The sequence below is a fragment of the Synechococcus sp. H55.9 genome (assembly GCF_047462355.1).
GTDB lineage: Bacteria > Cyanobacteriota > Cyanobacteriia > Thermostichales > Thermostichaceae > Thermostichus.
This window is the reverse complement of record NZ_JANSJB010000002.1, coordinates 2,919-16,449: the sequence shown is the minus strand read 5'-3', so window position 1 is coordinate 16,449 and position 13,531 is coordinate 2,919. Positions and strand designations below refer to the sequence as shown.

Below are 13,531 nucleotides of genomic sequence, written 5' to 3'. Positions count from 1 at the left end.
AAGAACGGCTGCCCGAATCCACACTGGCAGCGGGGAAGACTCTCAGTTGATGCTCTCCCCAGCTCTAGAGAGCGTGGTTTGCGCCGCCATTGCCTCGGTCAAGGGGGTAGGAGCTTGGGATCCCCCCTCTCCCTTAAGGCAAGTGCTGCCTCAGCAACTGGGCGTGCTGGGCCGATCGCTCCACCCAAACGGCCACTTGGTCAGGGCTGAGGGCCGGCCCGTCGGCATAGCAGGCCAGCCAAGCCCGGTGCAAAGCTTCGGGATCCTCTGGGATCGCCTCGAGATCCCAGCCGGGCATGCCCAATTCCCCGAGTAGCGTTTTTACCTTGGGATCGTAGCTGAGGCCAAAGCAGGCGCAACCCTCAGCCGCCGCCATCACCAAGCCGTGGTAGCGCATAACGATTGCCAATTTCACCCCCCGAAAGACCCCCTTTAAAAGATGGGGATCCCGAATCTCCAACACCTGGCTGGGGCCGGGCAGGCGCTGTTGCAGCTGTTGCGCTAGGCGGTAGTCTGGCCCCAGGTCGGGGGATCTGGGAGGAGCCAGTTGGAAGGGCAGCAAAAGGAGATAGGCCCCCGTCGAGACCTGGAGGCGCCTCAAGCCTTCCGCCAAAGTCTCAAGTCGCGCTGGAGTGAGCTGGGGATGCTGCCGCAAGACCACGGCAATGCGGGGCTGAGGCCATCTTTCCCACTCCGGCAGGGTTTCGGCGGGCAGGCCCCAAACCGGATCCGGGGCCACCTGGTGGGGGATCCCCCAGTCTCGCAGCCATTGGGAGGCAACGGCGTCGCGCACACTGATGGCCGTACAACCTGCTAGAGACCGGCGGGCCAGCTCGCGGATCCAGCCCCGCTGCAAGGGGCCGATCCCCTGGGCCCAAGCCAAGGTTTTCAGCCCCCGCCGCTGGGCCCAGAGCATCAACCCCAGATAGTAGAGCGGGCTGCGCCAACTGGTGCGATCCTGCAGCAGGCTGCCCCCACCCCAGATAAAAGCTTGAGACTGCCTCAGATAGCGCCGCAAAGCCCATCCATCGAAGCGCGGGCAGGCCATCACCCCATAGGTGGCAGCCGTTTCCGCAGGGCGGGGAGAAAGCACCACCGGCTGTACGGGGTTGGGCAACTGCCGGAGCTGCTGCAGCAGAGCCAGCAACAGGGCCTCGTCGCCGGCATTACCGTAGCCGTGGTAGCCACATATCAAAACCTGGGGCTGCTTCATCGAGCCCACTTGGCTGAAAGAAGCTGGCCTGGGATCGCTAGATGGCAAGTTTAACAAGACTAGTTTGATAAGGTTCTCCTGAGCCATTGGGTTAAATCGGCCAGGGTTTGAAAGTCGAGCAATGCCTCCGCCAGCGCTTCCAGTTGCTCAGTGGGCAGGTGACAAAGGGTCTCAGATAGGTGTTCGGGCAAGGGCCCCAGTTTGCGCCGCAGTTGATTTAAAGTCAGCCGAGCTGCCTCCTGCTGCAGACCCTGTTGCAGACCCTGCTGTAGACCCTGTTGTAGGCCTTGTTTCAGGCCTTCCTCTCGCCCTTCCTGGAGGGCTTCTGCCCGCCACATCTGGTAGATCACCGATTCCCGCACAGACAAACCTCCCAGCACCCTGCTAATTTCCTCTGGTGTCCATGGGATAGGGATCCCCGTTGGAAAGAAGTTTGGTACACCCGTTCCGACTGGGTTTTTCTCAGGTAGACGACAACCTGCCGCACCTCCTGGGCAGGATAGCGGCGATACAGGCGCAGGCAGTAGTCTGCCATGCGAAAGGGGATCTCGGGATCCGGATCGGTCTGGAATTCGAGGTGCAGGATCAAGTTTTGGGCCCTCAAGAGGATGAGGGAATCGGCTCTGATGGGCTCGCTGGAGAGCTCTGTTGGCTGGATTTGGGCCAAGGGAACCGGGGATCCCAGTAGCCAGCGGGCAAAGGAGTCGGGAAACCACTCTACCAGGTACTTGCAGACGTTGTCGTAGGCCATGGGATCCCTTGGCTGGCCGGGATCAGCCGTAGTAGCCTTGGTTGATGCGGTTTTCCAGTTGGTTGGCCCCCTCTTGGTACTCCCCAAACACGAAGTTCTCCGCGTTCGCCTTGATCAAGGCCTTCTGCTGCTCCGTCAATTCTGGGATCTGCAACATGTCCTCCAGGCTGTTGTAGGGAGCATTTTTCACCAGAATACGGGCCAGGGTGGGATAGAAGCCGGGCAACTGGCGGTAGTTGCGCAGGATGGTGTTGTTCACATCGATGGGAGTGTCAAGATGTTTCACCGGCGGAAGCTCTGCCGCCACGGCCGGGATCCCCAAGGGGGCCAAGCACAGACAGAGCATCAACAGGATAGACACCAAAGCAGACAACAGCCGACGCATAGCACCACCTTTGCAGACAAGGTTGAAAGCAGTCATGACAACGCTCAGGGGATAGGTCGCTAACATTCTCCGACCATTCAGTGTCTCATCCCCGCTACCCCGAATCGAGACCCAGATTCAGATTTGGATCCCGTCAGAAACAATTTTTAACAACTATGATCGGGGAATAGCCTTTTGGCGGCTGACCAACTGCTCATCGCTTTTGTTTTGCCCCATGTCCGACTCCACCATCCTCCATCCCCTCAGCCCCTCTCTCTCTACCGTCGATCCCGAGCTGGAGCTGCTAGAGCAGAGAGAACTCTTCGTCTGGCGGCACATCGGGCCAGACGCCCAGCAAATCCGTCAGATGTTGCAGGCCTTGGGGCTGAGCTCTCTACGGGAATTAGTGGATAAGGCGGTGCCGGCGGCGATTCGCAGCAGCCGACCCCTGCACCTGGGATCCCCCAGCAGTGAGCAGCAAGTGTTGGCAGAACTGAGGGCAATGGCGGCCCAGAACCAGGTGTGGCGCTCCTTTTTGGGCATGGGCTATTCCAACTGCCTGACGCCGCCGGTGATCCAGCGCAACATTCTGGAGAACCCCGGCTGGTACACCCAGTACACCCCCTACCAGGCGGAGATCGCCCAGGGGCGGCTAGAGGCCCTGCTCAATTTCCAGACGATGGTGATCGATCTAACAGGCATGGAGATCGCCAATGCCTCCCTGCTGGACGAAGCCACTGCTGCCGCTGAGGCTATGAGCCTGGCCTACGCCCTGGCAGGCAAGGGATCCCAGGTCTTCTGGGTGGATCGCGGCTGCCATCCCCAGACCATTGCCGTCGTGCAGACGCGGGCAGAACCCTTGGGGATCCAGGTGCGCGTGGCAGATCCTTCCCAGTTTGAGCTTGGGAACGGCTTTGGCGTGCTCTTGCAGTATCCCAACACCTATGGAGAGATCCGGGATTACCGCAAGCTGGTGGAGCAGGCTCACCAAAGAGGGATGGTGGTGGCCGTAGCTGCTGACTTGCTCAGCCTGACTCTCTTGCAACCGCCAGGGGAGTGGGGGGCAGACATTGTGGTGGGATCCACCCAGCGCTTTGGGGTGCCCCTGGGCTACGGCGGCCCCCACGCTGCCTACTTTGCCACCCGCGAGGCCCACAAACGGCTGCTGCCGGGGCGGCTGGTGGGGATCTCCCAAGATGCCCAGGGCAGGCCGGCCCTGCGCCTAGCCCTACAAACGCGGGAGCAGCACATCCGCCGCGACAAGGCCACCAGCAACATCTGCACCGCCCAGGTGCTCTTAGCGGTGGTGGCCTCCATGTATGCCGTCTATCACGGCCCGCGCGGCCTGCGGCAAATTGCCGAACGCATCCATCGCCAGGCCCATCACCTGGCCGCCGGGATCCGGGATCTGGGCTACAGGGTGGGGCCAGAGTATTTCTTCGATACCTTTTGGGTGAAGGCAGAGTCCCCCGAACAGGTCGGCCAGATCCAAGAGCGGGCCGCCCAGCGGCGCATCAACCTGCGGCGGATCGACGAGACTACCCTGGGGATCAGCGTGGACGAGGCCACAACCTCTCAAGATCTGCGCGATCTCTGGGAAATCTTCGCCGGCTCCAAGGAGCCAGCCTGGGATCCCGAAGGCCTGAGTTCGGATCCCCACCAAAGCCTGCCGCCTCAGCTCTTGCGCACCACCCCCTACCTCACCCATCCGGTGTTTAACCGCTACCACTCGGAAACGGAGCTGCTGCGCTATATCCACCGCCTGCAGAGCCGGGATCTCTCCCTTGTCCACTCCATGATCCCCTTGGGCTCCTGCACCATGAAGCTAAACGCCACAGCCGAGATGCTGCCCATAACCTGGCCGGAGTTTGCCCAGCTCCATCCTTTTGCGCCTCTGGAACAAGCTCGCGGCTATCAAACCCTCTTTGCCCAGTTGGAGCGAATGCTGGCAGAGATCACGGGCTTTGCCGGCGTCTCCCTCCAGCCCAACGCCGGATCCCAGGGGGAATATGCCGGCTTGCTGGCCATTCGTCGCTACCACCAGGCCCGCGGGGAAAGCCAGCGCCAGGTGTGCCTGATCCCCACCTCCGCCCATGGCACCAACCCCGCCAGCGCTGTCATGGCCGGGATGCAGGTGGTGAGCGTGGCCTGCGACAGGGCCGGCAACATCGACCTCGAAGACCTGCGGGCCAAGGTGGAGCAGCACCGGGAACGGCTGGCCGCCCTGATGATTACTTACCCCTCCACCCATGGGGTGTTTGAGGAAGGGATCCGCGAGATTTGCCAGATAATCCACGAGGCCGGGGGGCAGGTGTACATGGATGGGGCCAACCTCAACGCCCAGGTGGGCCTCTGCCGTCCTGCGGAGCTGGGAGCCGATGTCTGCCATCTCAACCTGCACAAGACCTTCTGCATCCCCCACGGCGGGGGCGGGCCGGGGGTGGGGCCCATTGCCGTTGCCCGTCATCTCCTGCCGCATTTGCCCGGCCACCCGTTTTTGCCTGGTTGCAACGGCCCGGTCAGTGCTGCCCCCTGGGGCAGCGCCAGCATCCTGCCCATCTCCTGGGCCTACATCCGCCTCATGGGATCCGCCGGCCTCACCCTGGCCACCCAAGTGGCCCTCCTCAACGCCAATTACATCGCCAGGCGGCTGGATCCCTACTACCCGGTGCTCTACAAAGGGCCGGGGGGATGGGTGGCCCACGAGTGCATCCTGGATCTGCGCCCCCTCAAGAAAAGCGCCGGCATTGAGGTCGAGGATGTAGCCAAGCGGCTGATGGACTACGGCTTCCACGCCCCCACCATCTCCTGGCCGGTGCCGGGGACAATGATGGTGGAACCCACTGAGAGCGAATCCCTAGAAGAGCTGGATCGCTTCTGCGAGGCAATGATTGCCATTCGCCAGGAGATTGCTGCCATTGAGCGGGGCGAGATGGATCCCGTGCGCAACCCCCTTAAACTTGCCCCCCACACCGCCGAGGTAGTGGTCACCGATCACTGGGATCGCCCCTACCCTCGCTCCCTGGCCGCCTATCCCCTCCCGTGGGTCAAAGACCGTAAGTTCTGGCCCAGCGTCAGCCGCATCGACAACGCCTACGGAGATCGCCACCTGGTGTGCAGTTGTCAGCCCTGGCTGGAAACCCGATCCTTTAACAGTGACGTCGAAGGATATCTGCTTTGACACGCCCGATCTCTTTTCCTGCCGCCGAAGTGGATCCCAGGGCTTGGAGCCTTGAGGAAAAAGTTGGGCAACTGTTCCTGGTTTATTTTGAGGGAGCCGAGTTTTCCCCTGCCCTCGAGGAGATGATCCGGAACTGCCACGTGGGCGGTCTGATCTTCTATTCGATTGCCGGAAACATTCAAACGTTGCCCCAGGTAGCCCAACTCATTGCCGCAGCTCAAGCACAAGCCCGTATCCCCTTGTGGATAGGCATTGATCAAGAAGGGGGGCCGGTGGCGCGCCTCACCGAGGGGGTAACCGTGTTTCCCAGCGCCATGGCGGTGGCAGCGGCGGGATCCCTGGCGAAGGCGGAAGCGATGGCCCGTGCGGTGGGAACGGAGCTGAAAAGTTTGGGGTTTAACCTCAACTTCGCCCCCGTTGTGGATGTGAACAGCAACCCCCACAACCCCATTATCGGCATCCGCGCCTTTGGGTCGGATCCGAAACAGGTAGCGGACTATGGCCTGGCCCTGTGGCGTGGCTACCGGCAAGCCGGGATCCTCTGCACGCCCAAACATTTTCCCGGCCATGGGGACACCGACCTCGATTCCCACCTGGGGTTGCCGCGGGTGGATCGCCCTCTGGAGGCGCTACAGGCCACGGAGCTGCGCCCGTTCCAGGCTTTGATCCGGGCAGGCACAGAGGCGATGATGACGGCGCATGTGGTGATGCCGGCCCTGGGATCCGCTAGCGCTACGCGACGCTTCCGCGAACGCGACAGCAGGACGCAGTCTTTGCGGCCGGCGACGCTGGATCCTGAGGTGGTGTCGGGTTGGTTGCGGCAGAAGCTGGGGTTCAAGGGGCTTGTTCTGACGGATTCCCTGACCATGGGGGCCGTTGCCCGCAGCTATGGCATTCCCAAAGCGGCAGAACTGGCCTTCCGGGCAGGGGCCGATGTGCTCCTATTTGGGGCTGATCCCGGCTTTAGCCCGGCCATCCAAAAAGAAGCCTACGCCCATCTGCTGCAACAGTTTCGCGCTGGGCGTTTGTCAGTTGAACAATTGGATCGGTCGGTGGAGCGGATTTTGAACTTGAAGCGGCGCTACGGACTGGGATCCCCCTGCCCCCCTTTCCCCTCTGCCGACCTGGAAGAGCACCAAGCGCTGGCCCGCCAAATCGCTCAAGACAGCATCACGCTCCTGCGGGGATCCCTGCCCCCTTTGGCCCCCGACCCGCTGCTCATCACTCCTGTGCCTCTTCTGGGGGATCTTCTCCAAAACGCCCGGCCTGCTGCTCAAATTCTCAAGATCAGCCCAGAGCCTACCCCTGAGGATTGGCAAACAACCCTGCAAAGGGCGCCAAGAGCTGACCAAGTGCTGGTGGGCTCCCTTGATCTATTTCGTTACCCACTTCAGAGGGAGTTGCTGGGATCCCTTCCTCCCGAAAAGGTGATCGGGTTGGCTTTGGGATCCCCCTACGATGCCTTTGCCCTGCCCCAGATCCCGGTTTATTTGGCCTGCTATGGCTCTACCCCTGTCTCGCTGCAGGCGCTGCTCCAGGTGTTGCTGGGGCGGATCCCGGCCCGGGGTCGCTTGCCGGTGGAATCCCTTAGCAGCGGTCGAGGCTGCTGATGTTGCGCCGCGCCAGGGTGGGCACTGTTCGCTTCACCAAGCCCGTCAGGACATTGCCGGGGCCGATTTCCCACACCTCTTGGATGCCGTCGGCAGCCATCTGCAGCACTGTCTCTCGCCAGCGGACAGGGGCGGTCATCTGGGACAGCAGCGCCTGCTTGAGAACCGCGGGATCCCGGCTGGGGGTGGCGGTGCAGTTGCTGTAGACCGGCACTCGCGGAGCCTGAAAGTCAACCGCACGCAAGGTGTGGGCAAAGGTTGCCGCCGCCGCCTGCATCAAGGGCGAGTGAAAGGCGCCGCTGACTTTGAGAGGAACGGTGCGCTTGGCCTGCAACTGCTCACAAACAGCCTGCACCCCCTCGACCGAGCCGCTGATCACCACCTGATCCAGGCTGTTGTCGTTGGCCAGGGTGACATCAGGGATCATCTGGCACAGGTGCTCCAGCTTGTCGCGATCAAACCCCATCACCGCCGCCATGCTGCCCGGCGGATCCCCTGCGGCTTCCATCAATCGGCCCCGCAGCGCCACCAGCCGCAGGCCAGTCTCAAAATCAAATACCCCAGCGGCGTAGAGGGCGCTATATTCTCCCAAGCTGTGGCCGGCTGTGCAGGCGGGAGCCTGCCCCTGGGCATAGAGATAGTCCGTCAGCAGGGCCGACACCGTAAACAAAGCCGGCTGCGTGTAGACAGTTTGATGGATCTGCGCTTCCGACAGCGCCAAGGGATCCCATCCCAGCATCTCGCGGGCCCAAGCCAACTTCTGGGCCGCCCCTGGCCAATCTTGTAAGTCTTTTCCCATCCCCACCGCTTGGGATCCCTGGCCGGGATAGATCCAGGCAACGGTCATCAATTCATTTCCCCCAACGAAAGACAATCGCTCCCCAGGTGAGGCCGGCGCCAAAGCCCGCCATCACCCCCAGATCGCCAGCGCTAAACCGTCCTTGGTCGATCCAGGTGGCCAAGGCAATCGGCACCGAAGCGCCGGAGGTGTTGCCGTACTGTTCCAGGACGCTGGCCACCCGTTGTGGATCCAACTGCAAGCGCTTGGCCACGGCATCGAGAATGCGCTGGTTGGCCTGGTGGATAAAGTACCCCTGCACCGCCTCCGCCGGGATCCCGGCCCGAAAGAGAGCTTTCTCGATAATCTCCGGCACCACCTGGACGGCAAATTTGTACACCTCGCGGCCATTCATGGCAATGGGGCAGCAGCGGTATTGACCCACCTGCAGGGATCCCACCAGGGGCCTGGCCTCGGTGGCCATGGACAAGCTGAGCAGCTCGCTGCCGCTGCCATCGCTGCGCAGCTCAATGCCGAGGATGCCGCCAGCTCCCGCTTCCCCCGCTTCCAGCACCACCGCCCCCGCCCCATCCCCAAACAGGACACAGGTGGTGCGATCCGCCCAATCCACCGTGCGGGAGAGGACATCCGCCGCCACCACCAGCGCCCGCCGGTACAGACCGGTTTGCAAAAACTGCGCTGCTGTGGCCACGGCAAACACAAACCCTGTGCAGGCTGCCGTCAGATCAAAAGCCACCGCCCCCGTTGCCCCCAGCGCCGCCTGTACCTGTGGAGCCGAGCCGAAGCGATCGACGGCGGTGGAAGTGGCCAGCAGGATCAAATCCAATTCTCGGGGCGGGATCCCGGCTTGATCCAGAGCGGCCCTTGCCGCCTGAGCCGCCAAGTCCACCAAACTCAAGTGGGGAGGGAGAATACGGCGTTGACGGATACCAGTGCGGGGCCAGATCCACTCATCGGAAGTTTCCACAATCTGGCTGAGGTCTTCGTTGCTCAGGCAAGGCTCCGGCAGGGCAGCCCCCACCCCCACCAGCCGCACCGTTGGGAGGCCATTGCTGGGCATGGACGCTATCCTTCCACCCGATCCAAAGGTCGCAGAGGCAGCACCTCTGAGCTGCAGTCAGAGGCAGACTGAAAAGGCCGGGCGCGCCGCTCGGAACTGAGATGAGACTCGCGAGGATCGGCCATTTCCGCTTGCAGTCGCTGCAGGATTTTTTGCTCCGCCGCTTCTTTGGCCAAACGAATGGCATGGTAGACCATCGGCGCCTTGGAGCTGCCGTGGGTAATGACGCAGATGCCGTTCACTCCCAGCAGCAGAGCGCCGCCGTATTCCACATAGTCCATGCGCCGCTTCACCTGCTTAAGGTTGGGCCGCAGCAGCCAGCAGCCCAGCTTGCCGCGCCAACCGCGGGGCAGCTCCTCCCGCAGCACCTGGGTGATCACCTGGCCGACGCTTTCGGCAAACTTGAGCAGGGCATTGCCGACAAAGCCGTCGCACACCACCACGTCAAACTCCCCGGTCAGCACGTCCCGCCCCTCGGCATTGCCGGCAAAGTGGATCCCTGGCAACTGGCTCAAGCGCTGGTGAGTAGCCAGGGCCAAGTCGTTGCCTTTGTTGGGCTCCTCGCCGATGTTGAGCAGGCCCACCCGCGGCTTCTCGATCCCCAACACACACTGGCAGTAAAGGGATCCCATGCGGGCAAACTGTTCCAAAAAGCGGGGCCGGCAGTCTACGTTGGCGCCCACATCCAAAAGCAGCACCGGCTTGCCCTTCAAAGTGGGCAAAAGAGCGCCGATGGCGGGACGGTCGATTCCCCCCAGTCGGCCCAAATTGAGGTAAGCTGCAGCCATCGCTGCCCCGGTGTTGCCGGCGGCCACCACCGCATCCGCCTGGTTGGCCCGCACCTGTTGCATCGAGACGTTGATGGAGGCTTTGGGCTTCTTGCGCACCATCAAGGGCTCTTCTGCCATGCCCACCTTGTCCTCAGCGGGCACAAGGGTGATCCCGGCGGGCAAGGGCTGGGGCAGAAAGGGCTTCAGGGAATCCGGGCAACCCACCAGTGCGATCCCGACCCGAAGCTGTCGATGGGCCAGCAAGGCACCCTTGACGATCTCCTCGGGAGCATAGTCACCCCCCATCGCATCAACCGCAATTCGCACGAGCCGACCTCACATTGGAATGTCCTTGGCAACCGCAAGCAAGAACCGGAGCAAAGCGCAACAAGCTCTGCAGTTCCCCTGCCCAAAAGCTGGGAGCCTCAATGGCTGCAGGATGCTACCGAATTTTACCAGATTTGTTCTCTTCGTTAAGACTGCAGATCCTGCGCCGAAACAGAAGGGATCCGTTGGAGCCGGCTCTCCCCACCCTCTCAAGCCTGAGTGAGGGCAGCCAAAAGAGAGTGGACCTGTTGGACGTGGGCGTGGGCCGCGGAGTTTCTCGCCTGGTGTTGGCCCAGCTCCGCCTCCAACTGCGCCAACTCTCCTGCCAACTCCGCCCAGCGATCTCGCTCGGGGTAGAGGGTGGCCTGCAGGTGGTTGAGGCGGCCCCAGGTTTCGGCCATCGCCTGGGTGCGCGCCCGCAGGGATCTCTCCTCCTGCTCCAGTTGTTGCCACTGCTGCTGCAATTCCTGCTCTTGGCGGGCCAGTTGCTCCTGTTGAGAGGCCAGGGAGGATTCCAGTTGGTGAACGAGGGTTTGCAGACGGTTTTTTTCCTGAAGAAGATCCTGCTTCTGGCTGCCGATCTGCTCCAGGATCGGCCCGATATCCACTTGAACCGGGGCGGCAGCCTGATTCTGAAGCTGCCTGAGACGGGCTTCCTGGCGGGCCAGCTCTTCGTATTCCCGCTGCAGGTTTTTCTCCTGGGGCGCCAGGGCCTCTTCCAGGGCGCTGCAGGCAGACTGGGCGTAGTCAATATCCATTTCAATATCGAACCGCTCCTCGGGAGAGGCGGTGGCCAGCCGCTCTTGCAGCTCCCGCAGGGTCTGCCGGTTTTGCTCCAGCTCCGCCCGCTGCTGGCTAACCTGGGCTGCCCGCTGCTCATAATCGCGACGCAGTTGGCTCACCAAGGCCGCCAGCTCCTCCACCGAGATCGCCGACCCTGAGGCACCTGGCCCGCCATTGCTGCTGCCATCGACGATGAAGTCGTACTCCTGAACCAGACGATAGGCTTTTTGGAACAAGCTCTCTTGGGATTGCAACTGCTGGAGGATCCTCTGCAGGTGCTCTTGATAGGCTCGCAGGGATCCCTGCCGGGCTTGCCATTCCGCTTGACCTTGTTCTAGGGATTGTCGGGATCCCCACCAAGCCGTGCGGCGTTCTTGCCAAGCGCGGTGGTCCCGATCCAGCTCCTCTTGCCGGGCTTGGGCCTGCTGACGTTCTGCCTCCAATTGGACAATCTCTTGATTCAAGTGCTCCTGCTGCTGCTGAACCTGGCTTTTTAGGCTGTGCAGAAGCGCCAAGGGATCCCCGGCCGGATGCAGGCTCTCCTGAAGCTGCCGCATCAAAGCCTGGAGCTGGGCTGCTTCTGCTTCCCCCAAACGGCTGGAGCGGGCCTCTTGCAACTGAGCTTGCAACTCTTGCCGCTGCCGGTTCAGGGCTTCTCGCTGTTCCCCGATCAGGCGCTGTTGTTCGGCCAGGTAGGCTTGCTGGGTCGCCAGTTCCTCTTTGAGGCTGTCCAGGAGCTTGCGCTCTTCCTCCACGCCCTTGTACTGCTCGTACAGCCGCCGCACCTCCTCTTCTTGGGCTGCCAATTCCATCTCGCGGCGAGTCAGCTCATGCGCCTGAAAAGTGAGAGACTGTTTCCAAACTTCGATCTCCTCTTCCTGGCTGCGGGCTTTGTCCTGCAAACGGCTGAAATTTTGCAGGTAGGTTACCAGTTGACGGGCGGCTTCGTTGATGCGGGCAACCTGACGGTTGCCGGAGATTTCCGCCAGTACCAAGGCCCCATCCTTGAAGCGACCGGCCTCTTGGGCAATGCGGCCTTCCAGGGTAATGGATTCTTCGTTCACGGCCACCCAGGTGTTGTCCTGCTGCTGCTTGGCCAGCAATTGCAGAGATGACTTAGCAAACCCAATCGGCTTGGATAGCTCTGCTAGGTACAGCACGCCTGAACTCCTTCAAAACAGCATGGACAGCAATCTTCCCAACTCTGCTCAGCCGAGCCTTTGCCCACGATCGGCAAAAAAGAGGGACGGAACGACTGCCGGAGCAAAACTCCCCAGAGCGCAAGAGGCTGCGTCAAGCTTCTCGACTACGTTTACTGTTGATTTTGATTCCACATCGCTCTGGGCAGCGCTTCAGCTCTACACTCAACCATAGGGTAAAAGAAACACCTTTGCCAGAGGCGGTTTGGGGATATTCGGGGTAGCTATTCAAACCGACCGCAGAGCACTAGAGTAGTCTAGGGTGAGGTGTAGAGTTCTGTTCAGGGGTGGTATGGAGCTAGAAGGTGAGCCGCTGGCCGTTCGTCGGCGTTCTCCTGCCCCGCCGGTCGTCGTCGCCTCTCAGGTGTACCAGACAACAGCGCCGGAAGCCAAACCGCGCCACATTTTAGAGGAGATCATCTGGCACAAAGAGCAGGAGGTGGAGCGCCAGCGGGAGCAGCTCCCCTTGAAGCAATTGCAGCAGCAACTGGATCAAGCGCCGCCGGTGCGGGATTTTGTGGCGGCCCTCACCCAATCTCCTCATCCGGTTTCTCTGATTGCCGAGGTAAAAAAAGCCTCCCCCAGCCGTGGGGTTCTCCGCGATCCCTTTGATCCGGTGGCCATTGCCCAAAGCTACGAGGCGGCGGGAGCCAGTTGCCTGTCGGTGCTCACGGATGAGCGGTTTTTTCAGGGCAGCGGCGAGTATCTGCGCCAGATCCGCCAGGCAGTCGGGATCCCCATCCTGTGCAAGGAGTTCATCCTCTACCCTTACCAAATCCTCTGGGCGCGTACTCTGGGGGCGGATGCGGTGCTGTTGATTGCTGCCATTCTCTCGGATGCGGATTTGGGCTATTTTCTCAAGCTGATCCAGCAATTGGGCATGGCAGCTCTGTTGGAGGTGCACACTTGCCAAGAGTTACAGCGGGTTTTGGGCTTGCCGCAACTGCACCAGGCCAAAGGTCAGGTGTTGATCGGCATCAACAATCGGGATCTCAAAACCTTTGCGGTGGACTTGAACACGACGCGGGATCTCTTGGCCGCCCACCGGGATCGCCTGGGCGATCTGCCGGTGGTCAGCGAATCCGGCATTCACTCTCCTGCCGATCTGCAGCAGTTGCGGAGCTGGGGGGTGCGCGCCGTGCTGGTGGGGGAAGCGCTGGTAACGCAGCCGGATCCCGGCCAAGCCGTCCGCTCCCTGTTGTCACCCCAGTAAACCCAGGATTGTCAATGGATCCCAAGAATGGCCTAGATCGATGAAACGTATTCCTGTGCCAGCTCACGTCCACTACGAATTTCTGCTGCGGGTTCTGGAGCGGCAAACGTTTCCGACTGTGGAGGAACAGGATTTCGGCAATCGAGCCCGCACGCAAGAGCTGATCAACTCTTTGCGCAAAGCCCTGACCCAACAGTTGCAACTGGAGGAGGAGTGGCGACAGCGGGGCTATCAGGTGGATTACCGCTGGAACATAGAGGA

At 61.6% G+C, this 13,531-nt stretch carries 12 protein-coding genes; 4 read left to right on the top strand and 8 right to left on the bottom strand.

Going from position 1 to position 13,531, the window contains the following annotated elements; all coding sequences use genetic code 11:
• Positions 1 to 133: 133 nt before the first annotated feature.
• Genes csaB through psbU form a run of 4 tightly spaced genes read right to left on the bottom strand, consistent with a single transcriptional unit; the run spans position 134 to position 2,349 of the window.
• Positions 134 to 1,213 (bottom strand): polysaccharide pyruvyl transferase CsaB, encoded by a 1,080-nt coding sequence (gene csaB, locus NW857_RS00470; protein ID WP_414367687.1) that lies wholly within the window; start codon positions 1,211 to 1,213, stop codon positions 134 to 136.
• 59 nt (positions 1,214 to 1,272) lie between these two features.
• A complete protein-coding gene (locus NW857_RS00465) occupies positions 1,273 to 1,575 on the bottom strand; it encodes a DUF4351 domain-containing protein (protein WP_414337457.1) in 303 nt (100 codons plus the stop codon).
• Positions 1,560 to 1,964 (bottom strand): Rpn family recombination-promoting nuclease/putative transposase, encoded by a 405-nt coding sequence (locus NW857_RS00460; protein ID WP_414337460.1) that lies wholly within the window; start codon positions 1,962 to 1,964, stop codon positions 1,560 to 1,562. The genes NW857_RS00465 and NW857_RS00460 overlap by 16 nt, the downstream gene beginning before the upstream one ends.
• A 22-nt stretch (positions 1,965 to 1,986) precedes the next feature.
• Positions 1,987 to 2,349: a photosystem II complex extrinsic protein PsbU gene (gene psbU / locus NW857_RS00455; RefSeq protein WP_414336235.1), complete on the bottom strand. Its 363-nt coding sequence runs from the start codon at positions 2,347 to 2,349 to the stop codon at positions 1,987 to 1,989.
• A 214-nt stretch (positions 2,350 to 2,563) separates the two neighbouring features.
• On the opposite strand from psbU, the gene gcvP reads away from it, so the two are divergent.
• Positions 2,564 to 5,509, top strand: coding sequence for an aminomethyl-transferring glycine dehydrogenase (gene gcvP / locus NW857_RS00450; protein WP_414367686.1), 2,946 nt, complete (start codon positions 2,564 to 2,566; stop codon positions 5,507 to 5,509).
• Positions 5,506 to 7,119, top strand: coding sequence for a glycoside hydrolase family 3 protein (locus NW857_RS00445; protein ID WP_414337466.1), 1,614 nt, complete (start codon positions 5,506 to 5,508; stop codon positions 7,117 to 7,119). Before gcvP ends, NW857_RS00445 begins: the two co-directional genes overlap by 4 nt.
• Here the strand turns inward: NW857_RS00445 and fabD are convergent.
• The 4 genes from fabD to hmpF all read right to left on the bottom strand — a co-directional run bounded on the left by fabD (position 7,097) and on the right by hmpF (position 12,018).
• Positions 7,097 to 7,966, bottom strand: coding sequence for an ACP S-malonyltransferase (fabD, locus tag NW857_RS00440; RefSeq protein ID WP_414367684.1), 870 nt, complete (start codon positions 7,964 to 7,966; stop codon positions 7,097 to 7,099). The two genes, NW857_RS00445 and fabD, sit on opposite strands and share 23 nt — an antisense overlap.
• 4 nt (positions 7,967 to 7,970) lie before the next feature.
• Complete coding sequence (locus NW857_RS00435; RefSeq protein WP_414337471.1) at positions 7,971 to 8,978, bottom strand: beta-ketoacyl-ACP synthase III; 1,008 nt, start codon at positions 8,976 to 8,978, stop codon at positions 7,971 to 7,973.
• Between the two features lie 5 nt (positions 8,979 to 8,983).
• On the bottom strand, positions 8,984 to 10,075 hold the full coding sequence (gene plsX / locus NW857_RS00430; protein WP_414335101.1) for a phosphate acyltransferase PlsX: 1,092 nt from the start codon (positions 10,073 to 10,075) through the stop codon (positions 8,984 to 8,986).
• 209 nt (positions 10,076 to 10,284) lie between these two features.
• Positions 10,285 to 12,018, bottom strand: a complete 1,734-nt coding sequence (hmpF, locus tag NW857_RS00425; RefSeq protein WP_414335100.1) for a pilus motility taxis protein HmpF — start codon at positions 12,016 to 12,018, stop codon at positions 10,285 to 10,287.
• A gap of 352 nt (positions 12,019 to 12,370) precedes the next feature.
• On the opposite strand from hmpF, the gene trpC reads away from it, so the two are divergent.
• Both trpC and NW857_RS00415 read left to right on the top strand, forming a co-directional pair.
• Positions 12,371 to 13,270, top strand: a complete 900-nt coding sequence (gene trpC / locus NW857_RS00420) for an indole-3-glycerol phosphate synthase TrpC (protein WP_414337498.1) — start codon at positions 12,371 to 12,373, stop codon at positions 13,268 to 13,270.
• Positions 13,271 to 13,310: 40 nt separating this feature from the next.
• Positions 13,311 to 13,531, top strand: a 221-nt coding sequence (locus NW857_RS00415; RefSeq protein WP_414367682.1) for a DUF5340 domain-containing protein, incomplete at its 3' end; no start/stop codon positions are given.